The 21,473-nt window shown below is 65.0% G+C and carries 21 protein-coding genes; 8 read left to right on the top strand and 13 right to left on the bottom strand.

All coding sequences use genetic code 11. The features are described from left to right. Positions 1–74 precede the first annotated feature (74 nt). The 3 genes from Q0D31_RS15730 to Q0D31_RS15720 are packed head-to-tail and all read left to right on the top strand — an operon-like array spanning position 75 to position 3,329. Positions 75–1,127 carry an Ldh family oxidoreductase gene (locus Q0D31_RS15730; protein ID WP_291852728.1) on the top strand — a complete coding sequence of 351 codons (1,053 nt, stop codon included), beginning with the start codon at positions 75–77 and terminating at the stop codon, positions 1,125–1,127. A 31-nt stretch (positions 1,128–1,158) separates the two neighbouring features. After that, entirely contained in the window at positions 1,159–2,526 is a 1,368-nt protein-coding gene (locus Q0D31_RS15725) for an LLM class flavin-dependent oxidoreductase (protein WP_291852726.1), read from the top strand. 17 nt (positions 2,527–2,543) lie between these two features. After that, the gene (locus Q0D31_RS15720) at positions 2,544–3,329 is read left to right on the top strand and encodes a fumarylacetoacetate hydrolase family protein (RefSeq protein ID WP_291852724.1); all 786 of its coding nucleotides are present in this window, start codon (positions 2,544–2,546) and stop codon (positions 3,327–3,329) included. 7 nt (positions 3,330–3,336) lie between these two features. Here the strand turns inward: Q0D31_RS15720 and Q0D31_RS15715 are convergent, their stop codons facing one another. The 7 genes from Q0D31_RS15715 to Q0D31_RS15685 form a co-directional block, all read right to left on the bottom strand. Further along, entirely contained in the window at positions 3,337–4,194 is an 858-nt protein-coding gene (locus Q0D31_RS15715; protein WP_291852722.1) for a D-amino-acid transaminase, read from the bottom strand. A 164-nt stretch (positions 4,195–4,358) separates the two neighbouring features. Then, entirely contained in the window at positions 4,359–5,090 is a 732-nt protein-coding gene (locus Q0D31_RS15710; RefSeq protein ID WP_291852720.1) for an amino acid ABC transporter ATP-binding protein, read from the bottom strand. A gap of 72 nt (positions 5,091–5,162) precedes the next feature. After that, on the bottom strand, positions 5,163–5,855 hold the full coding sequence (locus tag Q0D31_RS15705; RefSeq protein ID WP_291852718.1) for an ABC transporter permease subunit: 693 nt from the start codon (positions 5,853–5,855) through the stop codon (positions 5,163–5,165). A gap of 2 nt (positions 5,856–5,857) precedes the next feature. After that, positions 5,858–6,589, bottom strand: a complete 732-nt coding sequence (locus Q0D31_RS15700; protein ID WP_291852716.1) for an amino acid ABC transporter permease — start codon at positions 6,587–6,589, stop codon at positions 5,858–5,860. 135 nt (positions 6,590–6,724) lie between these two features. Then, positions 6,725–7,636 (bottom strand): amino acid ABC transporter substrate-binding protein, encoded by a 912-nt coding sequence (locus tag Q0D31_RS15695; RefSeq protein WP_291852713.1) that lies wholly within the window; start codon positions 7,634–7,636, stop codon positions 6,725–6,727. Beyond that, positions 7,633–8,511: an alpha/beta hydrolase gene (locus tag Q0D31_RS15690; protein ID WP_291852711.1), complete on the bottom strand. Its 879-nt coding sequence runs from the start codon at positions 8,509–8,511 to the stop codon at positions 7,633–7,635. The genes Q0D31_RS15695 and Q0D31_RS15690 overlap by 4 nt, the downstream gene beginning before the upstream one ends. Next, the gene (locus Q0D31_RS15685) at positions 8,508–8,924 is read right to left on the bottom strand and encodes a hypothetical protein (RefSeq protein WP_291852708.1); all 417 of its coding nucleotides are present in this window, start codon (positions 8,922–8,924) and stop codon (positions 8,508–8,510) included. Before Q0D31_RS15685 ends, Q0D31_RS15690 begins: the two co-directional genes overlap by 4 nt. A 307-nt stretch (positions 8,925–9,231) precedes the next feature. Between Q0D31_RS15685 and Q0D31_RS15680 the strand changes: the two genes are divergently transcribed. The 3 genes from Q0D31_RS15680 to Q0D31_RS15670 all read left to right on the top strand — a co-directional run bounded on the left by Q0D31_RS15680 (position 9,232) and on the right by Q0D31_RS15670 (position 12,362). After that, on the top strand, positions 9,232–10,203 hold the full coding sequence (locus Q0D31_RS15680) for a tripartite tricarboxylate transporter substrate binding protein (RefSeq protein ID WP_291852705.1): 972 nt from the start codon (positions 9,232–9,234) through the stop codon (positions 10,201–10,203). A gap of 150 nt (positions 10,204–10,353) precedes the next feature. Beyond that, positions 10,354–10,839, top strand: a complete 486-nt coding sequence (locus Q0D31_RS15675; protein WP_291852702.1) for a tripartite tricarboxylate transporter TctB family protein — start codon at positions 10,354–10,356, stop codon at positions 10,837–10,839. A 14-nt stretch (positions 10,840–10,853) separates the two neighbouring features. Continuing rightward, the gene (locus tag Q0D31_RS15670) at positions 10,854–12,362 is read left to right on the top strand and encodes a tripartite tricarboxylate transporter permease (protein WP_291852700.1); all 1,509 of its coding nucleotides are present in this window, start codon (positions 10,854–10,856) and stop codon (positions 12,360–12,362) included. A 26-nt stretch (positions 12,363–12,388) separates the two neighbouring features. On the opposite strand, the gene Q0D31_RS15665 is transcribed toward Q0D31_RS15670, so the two are convergent. Further along, a complete protein-coding gene (locus tag Q0D31_RS15665; RefSeq protein ID WP_291852697.1) occupies positions 12,389–13,774 on the bottom strand; it encodes a M20 family metallopeptidase in 1,386 nt (461 codons plus the stop codon). Positions 13,775–13,947: 173 nt separating this feature from the next. Between Q0D31_RS15665 and Q0D31_RS15660 the strand changes: the two genes are divergently transcribed. Then, complete coding sequence (locus tag Q0D31_RS15660; RefSeq protein WP_291852694.1) at positions 13,948–15,336, top strand: LLM class flavin-dependent oxidoreductase; 1,389 nt, start codon at positions 13,948–13,950, stop codon at positions 15,334–15,336. A gap of 96 nt (positions 15,337–15,432) precedes the next feature. On the opposite strand, the gene Q0D31_RS15655 is transcribed toward Q0D31_RS15660, so the two are convergent. The 3 genes from Q0D31_RS15655 to Q0D31_RS15645 form a co-directional block, all read right to left on the bottom strand. After that, positions 15,433–17,097, bottom strand: a complete 1,665-nt coding sequence (locus Q0D31_RS15655) for a thiamine pyrophosphate-binding protein (RefSeq protein WP_291852692.1) — start codon at positions 17,095–17,097, stop codon at positions 15,433–15,435. A gap of 81 nt (positions 17,098–17,178) precedes the next feature. Next, positions 17,179–17,712: a GFA family protein gene (locus tag Q0D31_RS15650; RefSeq protein WP_291852689.1), complete on the bottom strand. Its 534-nt coding sequence runs from the start codon at positions 17,710–17,712 to the stop codon at positions 17,179–17,181. Positions 17,713–17,901: 189 nt separating this feature from the next. Then, positions 17,902–19,026, bottom strand: a complete 1,125-nt coding sequence (locus Q0D31_RS15645) for an alkene reductase (protein ID WP_291852685.1) — start codon at positions 19,024–19,026, stop codon at positions 17,902–17,904. Positions 19,027–19,230: 204 nt separating this feature from the next. Here Q0D31_RS15645 and Q0D31_RS15640 point away from each other — a divergent pair, with 204 nt between their 5' ends. Beyond that, entirely contained in the window at positions 19,231–20,082 is an 852-nt protein-coding gene (locus tag Q0D31_RS15640) for an SDR family NAD(P)-dependent oxidoreductase (protein WP_291852682.1), read from the top strand. A gap of 63 nt (positions 20,083–20,145) precedes the next feature. On the opposite strand, the gene Q0D31_RS15635 is transcribed toward Q0D31_RS15640, so the two are convergent. Beyond that, positions 20,146–20,352 (bottom strand): hypothetical protein, encoded by a 207-nt coding sequence (locus tag Q0D31_RS15635; RefSeq protein WP_291852679.1) that lies wholly within the window; start codon positions 20,350–20,352, stop codon positions 20,146–20,148. Positions 20,353–20,434: 82 nt separating this feature from the next. Then, complete coding sequence (locus Q0D31_RS15630; RefSeq protein ID WP_291852676.1) at positions 20,435–21,409, bottom strand: quinone oxidoreductase; 975 nt, start codon at positions 21,407–21,409, stop codon at positions 20,435–20,437. Positions 21,410–21,473 lie beyond the last annotated feature (64 nt).

Genomic DNA, 21,473 nt, shown 5'->3' with positions numbered 1-21,473 from the left:
CACGGCTTTGAGACGATGTGGACGCCGCCCATAAGCAAGACCCGCCGCTGACGCGGGCGCGACGAGGAAATCCCATGCCGCTGGTTCAGGCCGACCGTCTCACCCGTATCGGCGCGGCGCTGCTCCGGGCCGCCGGCGCATCGGAGGAAGAGGCCGGCGCGGTGGCGCTCGGCTGCGTCAACGCCAATCTCGCCGGCCACGATTCGCACGGGGTGATCGCGATCCCGACCTATATCGACCGCATCAAGGCCGGCCACATCGTTCCCGGCGCCAAGTGGACCATCGTCCAGGAATCGCCGACCACGACCGTGATCGACGGCCATTGGGGCTTCGGCTTTCACGTCAACGCCAAGGCGATGGCGATGACCATCGAAAAAGCGAAAACCGCCAACGTCGCCGCCTGCACGGTGTTCCGGCAGAGCCATGTCGGACGGCTCGCCGCCTACCCGTTGATGGCAATGCGGGCCGGCATGATCGGAATCGCCGCCGCCGATTCCGGCCGATCGCCGAAGCATGTCGCGCCGTTCGGCGGCCGCGAGGCCCGGCTCGGCACCAATCCGATTTCAATCGCGGTGCCGTCCGATCTGGAGGCACCGTTCTATCTGGACATGGCGACCTCGGCGGTGGCGGCCGGCAAGATCGCGCTGTCGGTGGCGCGCGGCGAGCAGATTCCACAGGGCTGGATCATCGACGCCGAAGGCCGCCACACCACCGATCCGACCCAGTATCGAAAGGGCGGCGCGTTGCTCCCGCTCGGCGGCAGCGAGGGCTACAAGGGCAGCGGCCTGGCCGCGATGGTCGAGGTGCTGTGCGGCCTGCTGACGGGCCTGGGCTTCGGCGTCGAGCCGACCGGCCGCCACAATGACGGATGCTTCATGGCGGTGTTCAACGTCGCCGCGTTCCGGCCCTTGAAGGATTTCGAGCGGGAGGTGGGCGAGTTCGCGCGCTATCTGAAATCGACGCCGCCCTCGGAAGGTTCGCCCGGCGTGTTCTATCCCGGCGAACTCGAGTATCTCCGCGAGCAGCAGCGCAGGCGCAACGGCATCGAGATCGAGGACGCGACCTGGGACAGGCTGAAGGTGCTCGCCGCCGACTACAGGCTGGCCGACACGCTCGACCTGCGATGAAATCCTATCCCCCCCGCACAAGGAGAACGGCATGACGCGGCAAATGGCGCTGGTGGGTTTCCTGCAGGCGCAAAACTGCACTAATTTGCCGAGTTCATGGCGGCATCCGCAATCGCGCGACGATTCGATGTCGGCCGACTATTACCAGGAGATCGCCCGGATTCTCGAGGCCGGCAAGTTCCACATGGCGTTCTTCGACGACCGGCTGGCGATGCCGGACCGCTACGGCAACGACCACGCCCACACCGTCGAATACGGCATCCGCTGCGTGAAAATGGACCCGCTGATCGTGCTGACCACGATGGGCATGGTCACGACCAGGCTTGGGCTGGGATCGACCTGCTCGACCACCTATTACGAACCGTTCGATGTCGCGCGCCGTTTCGCGACACTCGATCTGATGTCGGACGGGCGCGCGGGGTGGAACGTCGTCACCTCGCTCAACGATGGCGAGGCCCACAACATGGGCAAGGACGCCCATCTCGAACATGACTTCCGCTACGACCGCGCCGACGAGTTCATGGAAGTGGTGCTCGGCCATTGGGACACCTGGGAAGACGGCGCGGTGATCATGGACAAGACCAGCGGCCGGTTCGCCGATCCGGCCAAGGTGAAGCGGCTCGACCACAAGGGCGCGTTCTTCAAGTCGCGCGGGCCGTTCACGGTGCCGCGCTCGGCGCAGGGCCATCCCGTCATCATCCAGGCCGGCGCGTCCGGCAGGGGCCAGCGCTTTGCTGGGCGATGGGGCGAGGTGATCTTCACCGCCGCGCGCAATCTGGCCGCCGCCAAGGAAGGCTATGCGGCGGTCCGCAACGAAGCGGCCAAAGCCGGCCGCGATCCCGAGCAGATGCGTCTCTGCAACCTCACCACGCCGGTCTGCGGCGCGACCAGGGCCGAGGCCGAGGACAAGATGGCCCTCATCAACAAGCTGCCGCTGCAGATCGACGCGTTGTCACTGCTCGCGGAGGCGCTGAATTACGATTTCGCCTCCAAGCCGCTCGACGAGCCGCTGACCACGGAAGAGCTGCAGGGCATGCAGGGCATCCTCGGCATTCGCGACGGCGTGCTGAAGACCTCAGGCAAGAGCAATCCCAGCGCGCGCGACTTCGTCACCTTCTCCGGCCGCGGCCAGGTGCATGACGCGATCGTCGGTGGTCCGAAGGAGATCGCCGACATTCTCGAGGAAATGTTCGTCGGCCGCGGCTGCGACGGCTTTGTCATCGCCGCCACCATCGTGCCCGGCTCCTACGCCGATTTCGTCAGGCATGTCGTGCCGGAGTTGCAGCGCCGCGGCCTGTTTCACAAGGATTATGCCGGCAAGACGCTGCGCGAAAATCTCGGCCTGCGGCGCCCTGCTGCCGGCGCCTGGAAAGCCAGGCCGCAGGCCGCCGCCCAATAAAAGCAAAGGATACTTTCATGCGCTGGCTCAAATTCACCGCCGCCGGAAACACATCATGGGGCCTCGTCGAGGGCGAGCGGGTGATCGCCGTCAACGGCGATCCGTTCGGCGAATGGCGGCGCGGCGCGCAATCCTACCCGCTCAAGGACGTCAAGATCGAGCTGCCGCTGATCCCGCGCACGTTCTATTGCGTCGGGCTGAACTACCTCAAGCACCTCAAGGAGGCCGCCGACAAGGCCGGCACGGTGCCCAGCGTGCCGGACCGGCCCGAGATCGGCTATCGCGCCCAGAACGCGCTGATCGCCCATGACGAGGACGTGGTAATTCCGGCTGCTGCGACCGAGAAGATCCACTACGAGGGTGAACTTGTGGTCGTCATCGGCAAGAAGGCAAAGCACCTCACCGAGGCCAACGCGATGTCCTGCGTGTTCGGCTACAGCATCGGCAACGACGTCAGCGAACGCAGCTGGCAGAAGGCCGATCGCGGCCTGTGGCGCAGCAAGAACGCCGACACCTTCAAGCCGATGGGCCCGTGGATTGAAACCGACGTCGATCTCGAGCAGATGGAAACCGTGATCCGGGTCAACGGCCGGGAGACCGGCCGTTTCCGCACCAACGACATGATCTTCGGCATCGTGCCGTTCATCGTCGAGCTGACCAAATACTTCACGCTGTGGCCGGGCGACGTGATCTGGATGGGCACCGACGGCGCCTCGCCCGACCTGAAGGCCGGCGACGTCGTCGAAATCGACATCACCGGCATCGGCACCTTGCGGAACAAGTTCGTGGCGGAGAAGATCTAGGGCCGCCTTACACCGCGGTCGCCCTGGCGAAGTCGACATAGATCTCGCGCAGCCGGCTGGTCATCGGACCGGGCTTGCCGTCGGCGACCGGCTTGCCGTCGATCGACACCACCGCCTGCACGAACACGGTGGCGCTGGTGATGAAGGCTTCCTTGGCCGCCAGCGCTTCCTCGACCGAAAACGCCCGCTCCTCGACCCGGAGCTGGCGCTCTTCCGCCAGCGCGACCACCGCCTTGCGGGTGCAGCCGGGCAGGATCGCGCTGCCGTTCTGCCGCGTCACGATGACGTCGTCCTGGGTCAGGATGAAGCAGGATGACGAGCCGCCCTCGGTCACCTTGCCGTCCTCGATCATCCAGGCCTCGCCGGCCCCGGCCGCCGCCGCCGCCTGCTTGGCGAGCACCTGCGCCAGCAGCGCCACGCTCTTGATGTCGCGCCGCGCCCAGCGCAGGTCCGGCACCGTGATCACGCCAATGCCGGTCCTGGCCGACGGTGCGTTGACGATATCCTTGACCGAGGTGAACATGACCAGTGTCGGCTTGACGCCCGTGGGAAAGGCAAAGTCGCGCCCGGTGTCGGCGCCGCGCGTCACTTCCAGGTAGACCATGCCGTTGACGAGGCTGTTGCGCCTGACCAATTCCTGCTGGATTTCCTGGATGCGCGGCAGGCTTTCCGGCAAGGCAAGCGATATCTCGCCGACCGAACGCTCCAGCCGCGCCAGATGCGAGGCGTTGTCGATCAGTTTTCCGTCCAGCACGGCGGCAACCTCATAGATGCCGTCGGCAAACAGGAACCCGCGGTCGAGGATCGAGACCTTGGCGTCGGCCAGGGGCACGAACGAGCCGTTGACGTAGGCAATCTGTTCCAAAGCGAGTTCTCCTGGAGGTAGCACAAAGCGGTTTGGCGGACTTTACAGGTAATTTGGTGAGGATGAACCCTCCCCCCGTCATTCCGGGGCGATGCGAAGCATCGAACCCGGAATCTCGAGATTCCGGGTCTGGTCCTTCGGACCATCCCGGAATGACGGCGGGACTAATGCGACAATATCTTCGACAGAAACTGCTGGGCGCGCTCGCTGCGCGGGCTGCCGAAAAATTCGGTCTTCAGCGCGTCCTCGACGATCTCGCCCCTGTCCATGAAGATCACGCGGTGCGCCACCTTGCTGGCGAAGCCCATCTCGTGGGTCACGACCATCATGGTCATGCCCTCGTGGGCCAGGTCGACCATCACGTCGAGCACCTCGCTGATCATTTCCGGATCGAGTGCCGAGGTCGGCTCGTCGAACAGCATCGCGATCGGGTCCATCGCCAGCGCGCGCGCAATCGCCACCCGCTGCTGCTGGCCGCCGGACAGTTCGGCCGGATACTTGCTCGCATGCGCGGTCAGCCCGACGCGCTCAAGCAGCTTCTCGCCCCTGGCCACGGCCTCGTCGTGCGAGCGGCCCAGCACCTTCTCCTGCGCCAGGCACAGATTCTCGATGATCCGCAGATGCGGAAACAGCTCGAAATGCTGGAACACCATCCCGACCCGGGCGCGCAGCTTCGGCAGGTCGGTCCTGGGATCGTTGACCTTGATGCCGTCGAGAATGATCTGGCCCTCCTGGAATGGCTCCAGTGCGTTGACGCATTTGATCAGCGTCGACTTCCCCGAGCCTGAAGGGCCGCACACCACCACCACCTCGCCCTTGGCGACGCGGGTGGTGCAGTCCTTCAGCACCTGGAAGTTCGGCCCGTACCATTTGTTGACGTGGCTGATTTCGATCATGCACCCTCACCGAATCTCTTCGTGAGCATGATCTCTTCGGAAAACCGGTTCCCACTTTTCCGGATCATGCTCTCACCGAACGATGGCAATGCGCGCCTGCAGGCGCCTAACGCCATAGGACGCCAAACAGGAAATCGCAAAATAAACCGCGGCCGCGAACAGGTACATCTCGACCAGCCGCCCGTCGCGCTGCGCCACCTTGCTGGCCGCGCCGAGAAAATCCGGGATCGACAACACATAGACCAGCGAGGTATCCTGGAACAGCACGATGGTCTGCGTCAGCAGCACCGGCAGCATGTTACGGAACGCCTGCGGCAACACGATGTAGCGCATCGACTGGCTGTAGGTCAGGCCCAGCGCGCTCGCCGCCTGCGGCTGTCCCTTCGAAATGGACTGGATGCCGGCGCGCATGATCTCGGAGAAATACGCAGCCTCGAACATGATGAAGGTAACAAGCGTGGAGGTGAAGGCGCCGACGCGGATCGGCCGCGGCGCGCCCGTCAGCCACTGGCCGATATAGGGCACCAGGAAGTAGAACCAGAAGATCACCAGCACCAACGGCAGCGAGCGCATGAAATCGACATAGAGGCCGGCGATGCGGCCGAGCAGTTTGTAGCTCGACAGCCGCATCAACGCGATCAGTGTGCCGAACACCAGCCCGCCCAGCGCGGCCAGCGCCGTCAGCATCAGCGTGAACGTCATGCCGTCGAAGAACAGGTAGGGAAGCGAGCGGCGGATGACGTCGAAATCGAGGTTGTCGAACATGGCTATTTCCCCGAAATGTAGCCGGGGATCGCCAGGCCGCGTTCGAGGAAGCGCATGCCGGTCACGACCACGATGTTGATCAGGAGGTACATCACCGTTGCGGCGGTGAAGGCCTCGAACACCTGAAACGAAAACTCCTGCATCGCCCGCGCCTGGCCGGTCAGCTCGATCAGGCCGATGGTGATCGCCACCGACGTGTTCTTGATGGTGTTGAGGAATTCAGACGTCAGCGGCGGCATGATGATGCGGAACGCCATCGGCAGCAGCACGTAGCGATAGCCTTGCGCCGTCGTCAGTCCAAGCGCGGTCGCCGCCTGCTGCTGCCCGCGCGGCAGCGAACCGATGCCCGCGGCCAATTGCACGGCAACCCGCGCCGACATGAACAGCCCCACCCCGATCGCCGCCGTCCAGAACGGCGCATTGGGAAGCTGCTTCATCCAGATTCCCGCCGCGCGCGGCAACAGCTCAGGCAGCACGAAGAACCAGAGAAACAGCTGCACCAACAGCGGCATGTTGCGAAAGAACTCGACGTAGCCGAACCCGATCCAGGATGCGGTCTTCGACGGCAGCGAGCGCAGGATGCCGATCACGGTCCCGAAGATCAGCGCGATGATCCAGGCCAGCAACGCGGTCTTGATGGTCAGCGCCAGTCCCGACAGCAGCATGTCGAGATAGGAGCCGGTCCCGCTCGGGGCCGGCTCGAAGAAAATGCCCCAATTCCAGTTGTAGTTCACGCCGCACCCCGCCCGCTCGCGCCGGTAACGCCAGTGGTCCTAACGCCCCAGTGGTCCCCAACGCCCATGCAGCCAACGCCTATGCAAATGTCCGGCCATTCTTCAAGTTGAATGGCCGGACTTGCAGCGACTGGCTTACTTGTAGAAATCCGGATCCGGCGAGTCCGACGGCTTGGCGAACTGGTTCTTCAGCTCGGCGCCGATCGGCACGTTCAGGTTCAATCCCTTCGGCGGAATCTTCTGGGTGAACCATTTGTCATAGATCTTCTGGCCTTCGCCGCCGGTGAAGACCGCCGCGGTCGCGGCATCGACCACCTTCTTGAACGCCGGGTCATCCTTGCGCAGCATGATGCCGTAAGGCTCGGGCTTGGAAAACGCGTCCTTGGAGATGACGTAGTCGCCCGGCGACTTCGATCCCGCGATCAGGCTCGCCAACAGGATGTCGTCCATCACAAAGGCCACCGCGCGGTCGGTCTCGACCATCAGGAAAGCCTCGGCGTGATCCTTGGCCGGGATGATGTTGACGTTGAGATTGCGCGCCCCGTTGGCCTCGGTCAGCTGCTTGATGTTGGTGGTGCCGGCGGTCGAGACCACCGACTTGCCCTTGAGATCGTCGATCGAATTGATCTTGCTCGCCTTCTTGCTGACGTAGCGGCTCGCGGTCAGGAAGTGGGTGTTGGTGTAGGCCACCTGCTTCTGGCGCTCGACGTTATTGGTGGTGGAACCGCATTCGAGGTCGATGGTGCCGTTGGCGAGCAGCGGAATCCGCGTCGACGACGTTACCGGATTGAGCTTGACCTCGAGTTTTTCCAGCTTCAATTCCTTCTTTACGGCATCGACGATCTTGTAGCAGATGTCCATGGCGTAGCCGATCGGCTTCTGGTTGTCGTCGAGATAGGAGAACGGAATGGACGAATCGCGGAAGCCGAGCGTGATGGCGCCGGTGTCCTTGATGCTCTTCAGCGTTCCGGTGAGCTCCTGCGCGTTCGCCTGGCCCGCGCAGAGCGCGGCGGCGAGCGCGTAGCCGATCAGATGAATCCGTTTCATACTGGTACTCCTCGTTTGGTTTGCCTGGATTGATCGAGAATCTCGCCGAGCACCGGCGCAATGTAGCGGCGAAACTGTTCGGGATTTTCACTCATCGGAAAATGGCCGAGCTGCTCCATGATGGTGACACGGGCGCCCCCGATCGCGCCAGCGGTCCGTTTGGTGTCTTCCGGCGTGCAGGAAAAATCATACTCGCCGGTCAGCAGAAAGAGCGGGCAAATCCTGGTGTCGATACGCTCGACCCGGCCGCGCAGGTCGCCGTCGACGCGATAAAAATACAGGTCGCCCTTGAATACGCCCGGTCCGCCCTGTTTGTAAGCCCACAAAGTCTCGGCCCGCGAATTTTCCGGGCTTTGCGGCGCGATCAGTCCAGACACGAGCGCGGCGCAGACTTCACCGCCGTGGACGTCGGGGCGATTTAGCCAGGCCGTGTCGTACCATGGCGCCTGGAAATCGGCCGCCTCCAGCCCGATCAGCGCCCGGAATTCGCAGGCGTGGTCGATCGCGAGGTTGAGAACGATGCGACCGCCGATCGAACAGCCCATCACCACCGGCTTGTCCAGCGCAAGCGCCTGGCAGAACGCGCGGATCGTCTGCGTATAGCGCGCCGTCGTCAGTTGATATTCCGCGCCGTCCCAGCCGGCCGGCGGATTCGACTTGCCGTGCCAGGGCATGTCGAAGGCGATGATCCGGAAGTTTCTGGCGAACTCCTGATCGGCCAGCAGATGCCGCCACTGCCGCCCGTCGGAGCCCGCGGTGTGCAGGCAGACCAGCGGGATGCCCGCGCCGTTCTCCTCGAAATAGATGCGACAGATCTCGCCGCCGACATCGACGTGGACGTAGCGACCGGTGATCGGCTCGATGACGCCGCTCATGTTGCGGCCGTTACGAAATGGCGTCGGGGCAGTGCCAGCATATCCTTGAAGTACTGCAGATGGGCCATGAACGGATGCAGGTCCCCCTCCAGCACCGCCTCCCCGCGCTTGGTCAAGGCCAGCAGGTCGTGGAATCCGGGACGCGGCACGGGCCGCCAATACTCCGCCCAGGCGGCGGCCGACGCGCGATAGGAAAATCGCCATGAGCGCATCAACACCGGCGCCGGCGCCAGCTCGACGATCCGCCCCTGCCGGATCGAGGCGTGAAAGGCCCGGCTCGCCGGCCCGAGCAGGCATTCGCAGTCGAGAAGCCGGCCGCGCTGGATCAGCGCCGGCGCCTGGTCAAGCAGCGCCGGAATTCCGGCGAATGCCTCGATGACCGCGGCGTCGGTTGCGGTTGAAGCTGAAATCATGGTCTCCCGCGGGGACTCCAGCCGTGCCGTCATTGGCAGGAAAATGGAACCGGTCGATCCATGATGGCCTGAACCTCGGGGCATCGCAAGGCACCGCGACCTCCGACCTGCCATGGTCATTGCTACGGACGGTCTCCGTTAACCATCCGCGCATGGCCACCGCGTCCACACACCAGTTGCCGCATCTGCAGTTCCCTGGCCCGCGGCGGTCAATAGGCTTTTCTTCTCAGGCGATTTCAGGGATGATCGGGGCCAGGAAACAACAACAAGGTGCCTCCCGTGGGTGAGGCCACAAGGGAGCCTTCATATGTCCGGACCTAGCCGATTGACCATCGCCGTCGCCGCCATCGGCATGCTGATATCAGCCGCCGCCGGCGCCCAGGAGTATCCGACCAAACCGATCACCCTGATCGTGCCGTGGCCGGCCGGAGGATCGACCGACCTCACGATGCGCGCGATCGCTGAAAGCGCATCGAAGGTCCTGGGACAGCCGATTACGATCGACAACAAGGCCGGCGGCGGCGGCACGGTCGGACCGGCCACCATGGCGGCCTCCGCCAAGCCCGACGGATACACCATCGCGCAGATGCCGATCACTGTGTTCCGGCTGCCGTTGATGCAGGAAGTGTCGTGGGATCCGGCCAAGGACTTCAGCTACATTGTCCATCTCACCGGCTACACCTTTGGCGTCACCACATCAGCCGAATCGCCGTTCAAGACCTGGAAGGACGTCGTCGATTTCGCCAAGCAGAACCCCGGCAAGGTGACCTATGCGACCCCGGGCGCCGGAACGTCGCTCCACATCGGCATGGAGCAGATCGCGGCGCTGGCCGGCATCAAGCTGACCCAGGTGCCGTTCAAGGGCGGCGCCGAAACCAACGCCGCGGTGCTTGGCCAGCACACCATGCTGCAGGCCGACTCGACCGGCTGGCGTCCGCTGGTGGACGCCGGAAAGCTGCGCCTGCTGATGGTGTGGACCTCGGCGCGGTCGCCGAACTTCCCCAACGTGCCGACGCTGAAGGAACTCGGCTACCCCATGGTCTATGACTCGCCGTTCGGGATCGCGGGTCCGAAGGGCATGGATCCGAAGATCGTGGCCAAGCTGCACGACGCCTTCAAGAAGGCGCTGGAGGATCCCGCCGTGATCGCCACGCTTGCGAAATTCGACATGGTGCCGAACTACAAGAGCACAGAGGATTACAAGAAGTTCGTTGTCGAAGTCACCAACTCCGAACGCAAGACGGTCGAGGCGCTCGGGCTGGCGAAGAAGACGAACTGAGACGCCCGTAGGCCCGGGACCCGATGCGCCGCCGCTCCAGCGGCGCCGCAGCAGCTCGGGTCCGCACTGGACCCAGCTTCTCCCGCACTTGTTCTCCCGCACTTGGCTGCCATGCAGCACAACGACCGGTAAAGGCCGCGAGAAAACCCGATGAACGATCCTGAGAACGTAAAGCTCCGTCTCAACAATTCAGAGCTGTGGGGCGGCCTGATCGGCCTGGCGCTCGGCGTTTTCGTGGTCTGGTCGGGCCTCAAGCTCAAGCTCGGCACCATCAACGATCCCGGATCCGGCTACGTGCTGTTCTACACAGGCATCCTGATGTGCGCGTTCGCGGCCACGATCATCATCGGCGCGATCACCGAGGGCAGCCCGACATTCGCCGCGCGCTGGAAAGACGCGCGCTGGACCAAGCCGCTGGTTATCATCGCCGGCCTTACCGTGTTCTCGCTGGCGCTGGACAGGCTCGGTTTCCTGCTCTCGACCATTCCGCTGATGCTGCTGCTGTTGCGCGCGATCGATCCGGTGCGCTGGTCGCTGGCGATCCCGATCGCGCTGCTTTCCCCGCTCGGGGTATGGTGGGTGCTCAAGCGCCTGCTGCTGATCCAGTTGCCGTCCGGCATCTTCGAAATCGGCTGACTGGACCTCTGGAAATGGACACCCTCTACAACGTCGCTCAGGGGCTTGGCGTCGCCCTGCTGCCGATCAACCTGCTCTACTGCTTCATCGGCGTCTTCATCGGCACGCTGGTCGGCGTGCTGCCGGGCATCGGCCCGATCTCGGCGATGTCGCTGCTGCTTCCGGTGACGCTGTCAGGGACGCCGGAGTCCGGCATCATCATGATGGCGGGAATCTACTACGGCTCGATGTATGGCGGATCGACCACCGCGATCCTGGTCAACATTCCCGGCGAGGCCGCCTCCGTCGTCACCTGCATCGACGGCCATCAGATGGCGAAACAGGGCCGCGCCGGCCCGGCGCTGGGCATGGCGGCGCTCGGCTCCTTCATCGCCGGCACGTTCGCGCTGGTGGCGCTGATGCTGATCGCGCCATCGCTGGCGAGCGTCGCAATCGCGTTCGGTCCGGCTGAATATTTCAGCCTGATGGTGCTGGGGCTGGTAGTTCTGACCTTCCTGACCCAGGGCTCGATGGCCAAGGCGCTGCTGATGGCGTGCATCGGGATCGTGCTCGGCCTGATCGGGCTGGACAGCATCACGGCGCAACCGCGGCTGACATTCGGCCGGCTGGAACTGATCGACGGCATCGGACTGGTGCCCGTGGTGATGGGCCTGTTCGGCATCGCCGAGGTGCTGATCAACACCGAACAGGTGATCAAGCGGGACGTCATCAACGCCAGGATCACCCAGCTGCTGCCGAGCAAGGCGGACTGGAAAGCCAGCGCCGGTCCGGTCGCGCGCGGAACCGTGCTCGGTTTCCTTCTCGGGATTCTTCCCGGCGGCGGCGCGGTGATCTCGTCATTCGCCTCCTATGCGCTGGAGAAGCGGTTGTCGCGCACGCCCGAACGGTTCGGCCACGGCGCCATCGAGGGCGTCGCCGGTCCGGAGGCCGCCAACAACGCCGCCGCCGGCGGCGCGTTCATTCCGCTGATGACGCTCGGCATTCCCCCCAATGTGGTGATGGCGCTGTTGCTCGGCGCATTCGTCATCCACGGCCTGCAGCCCGGTCCACTGATGATCACGCAGAACCCCGGCCTGTTCTGGGGCATCGTCGCCAGCATGTATATCGGCAACCTGATGCTGCTGGTGCTGAACCTGCCGCTGATCGGCATGTGGGTCCAGCTGCTCAAGCTGCCCTACAACGTCCTGTTCCCGCTGATCATCCTGTTCACCATCATCGGCGTCTATTGCTCCAGCAACAACGTGTTCGACGTCTATGTCATGATCGCGTTCGGCGTGATCGGCTATTTCATGCGCAAGCTCGGCTATGAGCCGGCGCCGCTGGTGCTGGCGTTCGTGCTGGGGCCGATGCTGGAGAACAATTTGCGCAAATCGCTGATCCTGTCGCAAGGCGACCTCACGACTTTCGTGCAGCGGCCGATCTCGGCCGTCTGCCTGGCGCTGGCGGTGGCGCTGCTGGTCGCGCCGCTGCTGCCGGCGCTGCGCAAGAAGCGGGAGATCGTCGCGCTGGACGAAGGGGTCTAGCTGGAACCCTTTGCGATGGAATCGTTCTATCGCGGGCGCGGCGTCTCGCCGAGATCCCAAAACAGGCCGGCCATGATGGCAAGCGCTTCTTCCGTCACCGGCAGCAGAATATGTTCGTCCGGCGCATGCTGCGAGCAGCCGGGATAGGAATGCGGCACCCATATCGTGGGCAGTCCGAGCCCTTCCGAAAACACGTCGTTCGGCAGCGAACCGCCGAAATTCGGCAGGATCGCCGGTGCCTTGCCTGTGGTCTTCAGGATCGAATTCGCCGCCCAGTTCACCCACGGGCTGTCGAAGTCGGTACGCGACGCCGAAAAACTTTGCCCGCCGCTGACCTTCACCATCGCAAAGCCGTTGCCGTGCAGATGCGTTCGCACGGCGTCAACGACCTGCTCAACACGGGTGCCGACCACGAACCGCAGTTGCAGCACGGCATGCGCCGCGCCCGGGATCGCATTGGCCGGCTGCGCGATATTGCCCGACGACATCGCCAGCACTTCCAGCGTGTTCCAGGCGTAGAGCCGCTCGGCGGCAGACAGGCCCTGCTCGCCCCAGTTCTCCGAAAGTGCGGGCTCGTCAGCCGAAGGCTTGATCTCCACATCGCCAAGCGCGGCGCGGACCTGGTTGGAAATGCGCGGCGGCTTCAATTGATCGAGCAGGATGCGCCCGCGGTGGTCGACCAGGGTGGCGATCGCGCCGGCGAGGATGGTCGCGGGATTGGCGAGCACCCCGCCCCAATTGCCGGAATGATGCCCACCGTCGGGCAAGACCACGTCGAGATGGATGCGCAGCCCGCCGCGGCAACCGAGGAAGATGGTGGGGCGATCGGCGGAAAGCCGCGGTCCGTCGGAGGCCAGAAACAGATCGGCCTTCAACTCGTCGCGCAACGCCTCGCAGACCTGCCGCAAATCGGGCGAGCCGATTTCCTCGCCGGTCTCGACGATGAATTTCACGTTGAAGCCGAGTCTGCCGCCGCGGGTCTCGCGCACCGCCCGCAACGCCGCCAGGTTGATGCTGTGCTGGCCCTTGTTGTCGGCGGTGCCGCGGCCATAGACGCGCTCGCCTGCGGTCGTGACCTGCCAGGGGTCGCGGTTGTCGCGCCATTGGCCGGCCATGCCTTCGACGACGTCGCCATGGCCATAGGTCAGGACGGTCGGCAGCGCGGCATCCTCGTGATAACTCGCCAGCAAATACGGGCCCCGGCCGCTCGGGGATTCAATCAGCCGGGTCGAGAAATCCAGCTCGGCAAAGGCCGGCTGCAGTTCCTCCACCAGATAGGCGCGCAGCGCTTCACCGCTTCCCGGATTCTGGCTCTCGGTGCGGTAGCCGACCCGGCGGCCGAGTTCACCGAGAAACGCGCCGGAGCGAAGATGTTCGCGTGCCCTCGCAACCGCGTCAGCTCTCGTCGCCATATTCTTGTCCTTCGCTTGTGTGGGGCGGCAACTTATCCGGATAGGCCGCCCGCTGGAAGCGGTGCGGGCTTGTCGAATGGGCTTTGCTTAAACCGGCGGGAATGCAACTATTTCAGGCAACCGCCCGGCATACGACCGGGCCAATGCAACGCGCATCCAGGGCCTTTCACGTCATGCCAAAGCAGATCCGGCTCAACGCCTTCGCCATGAACTGCGTGGCGCATCAGTCGCCCGGGCTGTGGACCCATCCGCGCGACCGCACCCTGAACTATTACCGCCTGCCCTACTGGATCGATCTGGCGAAGACGCTGGAGCGCGGCCGGTTCGACGGGCTGTTTCTCGCCGACGTGCTCGGCGTCTATGACGTATACGGCGGCAGCCCGGACGCGGCGCTGCGCAACGCCGCGCAGACGCCCTCCAACGAGCCCTTGATGCTGATCCCGGCGATGGCGGCGGTCACACAGAATCTCGGCTTTGGTGTCACCAGCAATCTTTCGTTCGAGCCGCCCTACCCGTTCGCCCGGCGAATGTCGACGCTCGATCACCTCACCGAAGGCCGCGTCGGCTGGAACGTGGTGACCGGCTATCTCGACAGCGCCGCGCGCGGCGCCGGCAAGGACAAGCAGACCGCGCATGACGACCGCTACGACATCGCCGACGAATATATGGAGCTGGTCTACAGCCTCTGGGAGGGAAGCTGGGAGGACGCCGCCGTGCTGCGCGACCGCGCGCGCGGGATCTTCGCCGATCCCTCCAAGGTGCATCGCATCCAGCACCAGGGGACCAACTACCGGCTCAACGCCATCCACCTCAGCGAGCCGTCGCCGCAGCGGACGCCGGTGCTGTACCAGGCCGGCACCTCGCCGCGCGGCCGGCAGTTCGCCGCGCAGCACGCCGAATGCGTGTTCATGTCGGGCCCGTCGGCCAAGATCATCGGGCCGCGGGTGGCCGCGATCCGCGCGCTCGCAGGCGAAAACGGCCGCAACCCCGCTGAAATCCTGATGTTCAGCATGATGACCATCATTCTCGGACGCACCGAGGCGGAAGCTCAAGCCAAGTACGCCGACTATCGCCGCCACATCAACCCGGAGGGCGCGCTGGCGCTGATGTCGGGATGGACCGGCGTGGACTTTTCAACCTACGACCTCGACCAGGAGGTGCGCCACGTCCAGAACGACGCCGGGCGCACCGCGCTCGACAACGTCACCCGCGCCGACCCGGACCGGGTCTGGACCGTGCGCGAGGTCGTCGAGCATGTCGGCATCGGCGGCGCCGGACCGGTCGTGGTCGGCACCCCCGAAAAGGTCGCCGACGACATCGAGGCCTGGTTCGAGCAGACCGACGTCGACGGGCTCAATGTCGCGTTCGCCACCTCGCCTGGCGATTTCGAGGATATCGCCGACATGCTGGTGCCGGAACTTGTCCGGCGCGGCCGCTACAAGCGCGACTACGCGCCGGGCACGCTGCGGGAGAAGCTGTTCGGCGCCGGGCGGGCGCGGTTGGGCGAAACGCATCCGGCGAGCCGGTATCGGCCGCATGCGGTGGCGAAGGCGGCGGAGTAGTTGCCCCTGTCATTCCGGGGCGATGCGAAGCATCGAACCCGGAATCTCGAGATTCCGGGTCTGGTGCTGGCGCACCATCCCGGAATGACGGAAAGATCAATTCACCGAATTGCTCACCACCACCTCGATCAGCTTGGCGCCGGCGCGCCTGAAGGCCGACGACAGCACCGACTTCAACTGGGCTGGGTCGGTGACCCTGATCGCCTCCAGCCCCAGCGACTTCGCCACCCCCGTAAAGTCCACCGGCGGATCGATGAAATCCATGCCGACATAATTGTCATCGCCGTGGAAAGCGAGCAGCCGCTGCTTGATGATGCGGTAGCCGCCATTGTTGACGATGACGAAGGTCAGCGGCAGCTTGTGGTTCGCCGCCGTCCACAGCGACTGGATCGAGTACATCGAGCTGCCGTCGCCGGAATAGCACACCACCGGGCGATCCGGGTTGGCGAGGCTGACGCCGACGGACGCCGGCAGGCCCCAGCCGATGCCGCCCGAGGCCAGCGCGTGATAGCCGTAGCGGTCGCGGTGCGGCCGCAACGCGATCATCTGCCGCGACGAGGTCAGTCCCTCATCGACCAAGATCGCGTTCTCTGGCATCGCCTCGACCACCTGCAGCGCCAGCCAGTCCGGATCGATCGGCGAGGTGTTGGCGGCTTTCGATATCTGTTCAACCAGTGGCTTGCGCTTCGCCGTCCAGTTCTTCGACGCCAGCACCGCTACGCCCTGCTTGGCGCGCGCCTGCAACGCGCCGCCGCCTGAGGCCTTCAACGCCGGGATCAGTACGCGGAGCGTTTCCTTGACGTCGGCTTTGAGCGCGATCTCGGCGCCGTAGTTCTTGGCGATGTCCCAATCGACCAGGCCGACCTGCACGATGGCGAGGCCGTCGGGCAACGGATCGATCTCGCTGTAGACCGACATCCGCAAGGGATCGCCGCCGAGCGCGATGATGAGGTCGTAGGGCGCCAGCGCTTCGCGGGCGAGCTTCTGGACCCGTGCGAGAGCGCCCATGAAACACGGGCTCTCGGACAGGAAGTGGGCGCCATACGGCGTCGAGGATTGATAGGCCGGGCAGCCCAGCGTTTCCGCAAGCGCAGCCGCCTCCTGCAGCGCGTCGCTCTTGACGATCTCGTCGCCGACGATGATCACGGGCTTATCCGCTTTCAGAATCCGCGCGGCCAGCGCCTGCAGCGATTCCTCCGACGGCTTGACGCGGGTATCGACCCGGGTCGAGCGGCCGAGGTCGATGCCGGCCTCGGCATTGAGGATGTCGCCCGGCAGCGAGATGAACACCGGCCCGGTCGGCGGCGTGGTCGCGATCTTGGCGGCGCGGCGCACGATCCGCGGCAGATCCTCCAGCCGCGTCACCTCGACCGCCCATTTCACCAGCGGCTCGGCCATCTGCACCAGCGGGCCGTACAGCACCGGCTCCATCAGGCCGTGACCCTGCTCCTGCTGGCCCGCGGTCAGGATCAGCGGCGTGCCGGTGAAGCTGGCGTTGTAGAGCGAGCCCATCGCGTTGCCGAGGCCGGGCGCGACATGGACGTTGCAGGCGACGAGTTTGCCCGAGGCGCGGCTGAAGCCGTCGGCCATGGCGACCACGAGGCTTTCCTGCATCGCCATCACATAGGTGAGGTCAGGATGGTCCTTCAGGGCGTGCATGACCGGCAGTTCGGTGGTGCCGGGATTGCCGAACAGATGCGTGACGCCCTCGTCTTTCAGCAGTGCAAGGAATGCGGAGCGCCCGGTGATCTTGTTTTTCATGTACCCTCCTGCCCGCCGGTTCATTGGCCCGCGGGAGGAGGCAGATGACCAAACTTCAATGACGCGCGCAATGGAGCGAGGTCATGGCTGCCCTGCGCGGCCCAGGGCAGAGGGATCGTCGCCGGCGCGCTTCTTCTTTTTCGAGCGCTGCCAGACCACGCCGGGAAAGCCCTTCAGCGGCACCAGCGGTTGGCCGGTATAGGCCCATTCCTGCAGCTCCTCGATCGCGATGTGATAGAGCGGCTGTCGCCCGGTACGGCCCGAGAACAGCGCCCGGGGAATGTTGACCATGTGCGGCGAGCGGGCGCGCGCGTAGGCGATCGGCGTGCCGCAGCCCGAGCAGAAGCTTCGCGTCGTTCCCGTCGCCTTGTCCTCGTAGCGCGTGAGGTCGTTCTCGCCCTTGGTGATGCGGAAGCGTTTGCGCCAGCTTCCGACATAGGTGGCATAGGCTGCGCCATGCGCGCGGCGGCTGGCCTGCGAATGGTCGTGCCAGGCCCAGCGCGCCGGCACGTCGATCTCGAAGGCGACCTTGCCGCACAGGCATTGGCCTGACGCGGGCTTGCCGGGTGCGACGGCTTTGGTCGTTTTCTTCTTCGCTTCCGGCTCAGGGAACATGCTTGAGACTCCGTACTCACGTCTCGTCATCGCACCGAGCCGTGCGACCAATACTCCGTCATTCCGGGGCGATGCGAAGCATCGAACTATGGTGCGCAATTGCGCACCTGAGAATCTCGAGATTCCCCGATGCGCAATTGCGCATCTGAGGTCTGGTGCTAACGCACCATCCCGGAATGACGGAAAGAGTCACGCCTGCGCGAGCTCGTTGTGCTCGGGATAATCGGTGTAGCCGGCGACGTCGCCCCCATAGAACGTGGCGCGGTTGTAGGGCGTCAGCGGAAAACCTCGTTGCAGGCGGCGCGGCAGGTCGGGATTGGAAATGAAGATGCGGCCGAAGGCGATCGCATCGGCATGGCCATCCCGGATCGCCGCCTCCGCGGCGTCGCCGGTAAAGCCGCCGGCTGATATCAGCACGCCCTTCCAGATCGGGCGGAACAGCACCATGGCCGACGGCACGTTCTGGTGGTTGACCTCGGCGCGGCCGGCGCCCGACGAGCGCGGCTCGATGAAATGCAGATAGGCCAGGCCAAGCGGATTGAGCTGTTCGACCGCGTAGCTGTAGAGCGGCATCGGGTCCGGCTCGCCGCTGCCATTGGCGACGCCATAGGGCGAAAGCCGCACGCCGACGCGGTTCGCGCCCCAGACCTCGACCACGGCCTTGGTCACTTCAAGGAGGAAGCGGACGCGGTTCGGAATCGAGCCGCCATACTGGTCGGTGCGCCGATTGGTGTGCGACTGCATGAATTGCTCGATCAGATAGCCGTTGGCGCCGTGAACCTCGACGCCGTCGAAGCCGGCCTTGAGCGCGTTCTTCGCCGCCTGGCGATAGGCGTCGATCACGCCGGGGATTTCCGCGGTCTCAAGCGCGCGCGGAGTCTCGTAGGCCACCGCCTTGCCGTCGGCGGTGCCGGTCTTGAGGTCGGCGATCGGCACCGCCGACGGCGCGACCGGCAGCACGCCGCCGGGCTGGAACGAGGAATGCGAGACGCGCCCGACATGCCAGAGCTGCAGGAAGATCACGCCGCCCTTGGCGTGAACGGCGTCGACCACCTCGCGCCAGCCCGCAACCTGCTGCTCGGTGTAGATGCCGGGCACCCCGGGGCTGCCGAAACCCGTCGCCGTCACCGGGGAGGCTTCGGCGATCAACAGGCCGCCCGGCGTGGCGCGCTGGGCGTAATACTCCGCGTTCAGGGGCCGCGGCGCCAGCGAGGGCTTGGCCGCCCGCATCCGCGTCAACGGCGCCAGCACGACGCGGTGCTTGAGCTGATAGGGACCGACCTTGAGCGGCGAAAACAGCGATGGGTAGTTCATGTCTGCGGAACCCCTGTGGTGACAGCGCTATCTAGCCGCTCGGGTTTGCTTGTGGAAGCCTCGCATCGGCCGGCGGGGCTCACGCACATCTTCCATGCAAAAACGACCACCGGTCGACCGCTCGGGCGGAGGCTGATGCCGAGCTGAAACTGTGCGATAATTGGGACACCCGAAGCCGCGCCCCGAACCGTCGAGGAAGCCTGCATGCCCCACCCCGCAATGTCGCCGAACCATGTTGCCGTCATCACCGGAGGCGCGTCGGGCATTGGCCTCGCGGCCGCGATGCGCTTTGCGAGCCTCGGGATGCGGGTATGCATCGCCGATCTCGGCGCCGAGCGGCTTGCCGCCGCCGCCGAACGGCTGGCAACCGCCGCGCAGGGCGGCGCCGCCGATATCATGACCGCGGCCATCGACGTCAGCCGGTTCGACGACGTCGCCAAGCTGGAGGCGTCGGTGCAGCAGCGGTTCGGCGGGACCGACATCCTGATGAACAATGCCGGGATCGGCCCCGACAGCAACAGCTTTGGCCCGCTGGAGAACTGGCAGCGGATTCTCGCGGTCAATCTGTTCGGCGTGATCCACGGCACCCAGGCGTTTGCGCCTCACATGGCCGAGCGCGGCCGGCCCGGCCTGATCATCAACACCGGCTCCAAGCAGGGCATCACCACCCCGCCCGGCAATCCAGCCTACAACGTTTCCAAGGCCGGCGTGAAAGCGCTCACCGAGGCGCTGCAGCACGAGTTGCGAAACCTGCCGGGCTGCCGCATCAGCGCGCATCTGATGATCCCCGGTCACGTCTTTACCGGCCTTACCGCACGCGGCCGCACCGAGAAGCCGCCGGGCGCCTGGACGCCGGAGCAGACGATCGACTTCATGATCGAACGTCTCGACGCCGGCGATTTCTACATCCTGTGCCCGGACAACGACGTGCCGCGGGCGCTCGATCAGCGGCGGATGCTGTGGGCGATCGGCGACATCGTCGAGAACCGCCCCGCGCTGTCGCGCTGGCATCCCGACTATGCGGAGGCGTTCGCGAGGTTTGTGAAGGAAGGTTAGTTCTCGCCGGTACTGTCGCCGGTCTGGCCCGCCGTCATGGCCGGGCTCTGGCGATACGAACGGCTAAAGCGTTTCCTGCTTGTGGCCGCACTGCTTGCAGGCGAACTTGACGCGCGCAGCACCCTTCTCCGCCTGCAGGCGGTTGGGCGCACCGCATTTGCCGCAGGTGGTCTCGATCCGCGTGTTGCCCTGCTTCACCACAAGGGCCTTCTTTGCCATGGTCTCGCGGATCAGGCGCTCGGCCTCCTCGCGCATCGCTTGCTTGGACATCGGCTACGCACCTGTGATGAAAACGGCCGACGCATTGTAACACGCGCCGGCCGGATGTTTAAGTGCGCCCGGCTCCCCGCCGTCAGACCGTCAGCACGGTCGATCCCGTGGTCTTGCGCGCGGCGAGATCGGTGTGGGCCTTCGCTGCGTCCTTCAGCGGATAGGTCTGGTGCACCTCGATCTTGACCGCGCCTGACTTCACCACGTCGAACAGTTCCTTGGCCATGGCGACGAGGTTCTCGCGCTTCGCCGCATAGGTGTTCAGGGTCGGGCGGGTGACGTAGAGCGATCCCTTCTGCGCCAACAGGCCGAGATTGAGCGGTTCGACGCCGCCGGAGGATTGCCCGAACAGCGCGGCGACGCCAAGCGGCGCGAGACAATCCAGCGATTTGAGGAACGTGTCCTTGCCGACGGAATCATAGACCACGGGAACTTTCTTGCCGCCGGTGATCTCGTCGACGCGTTTGACGAAATCCTCGCGCGTGTAAACAATCGTGTGGGCGCAGCCATGCGCCTTGGCGAGTTTGGCCTTTTCGTCGCTGCCGACGGTGCCGATGACGGTGGCGCCGAGATGGCTGGCCCACTGGCTGAGGATCAGGCCGACGCCGCCGGCGGCGGCGTGCAGCAGGATGGTGTCGCCCGCCTTGACCCGATAGGTCTGGCGGATCAGGTATTGCGTGGTCAGACCCTTCAGCATCATGGCGGCGGCAGTCTTGTCGTCGATGCCGTCGGGCAGCTTGAGCAGGCGATCGGCCGGGATCAGCCGCGCTTCGGCATAGGCCCCGATCGGCGCGTTGCCATAGGCGACGCGATCGCCGGGCTTGAGGTCGCTAACGCCGGAACCGACTTCCTCGACCACGCCGGCCGCCTCGCCGCCGAGCCCGCTCGGCAACTGCGCGGGATAGACGCCGGAGCGGTTGTAGATATCAACGAAGTTCAGCCCGACCGCGGTGTGGCGGATGCGCGCCTCGCCCGCACCGGGCTTGCCGACCGCGACTTCCTCCCAGACCAGAACTTCCGGACCCCCGGTCTTGTGAAAGCGAATGGCGTGCGTCATGGCATGGCTCCTTGGTAAGATAACGGTGAAGGGAAAATTTTGGCGGCCGTGACCGGCGGCGGCG

This window comes from Bradyrhizobium sp. (genome assembly GCF_022844465.1).
Taxonomy (GTDB): Bacteria; Pseudomonadota; Alphaproteobacteria; order Rhizobiales; family Xanthobacteraceae; genus Bradyrhizobium.
The sequence above is the reverse complement of the archived record's forward strand: the minus strand, read 5'-3'. Positions and strand labels throughout refer to the sequence as shown.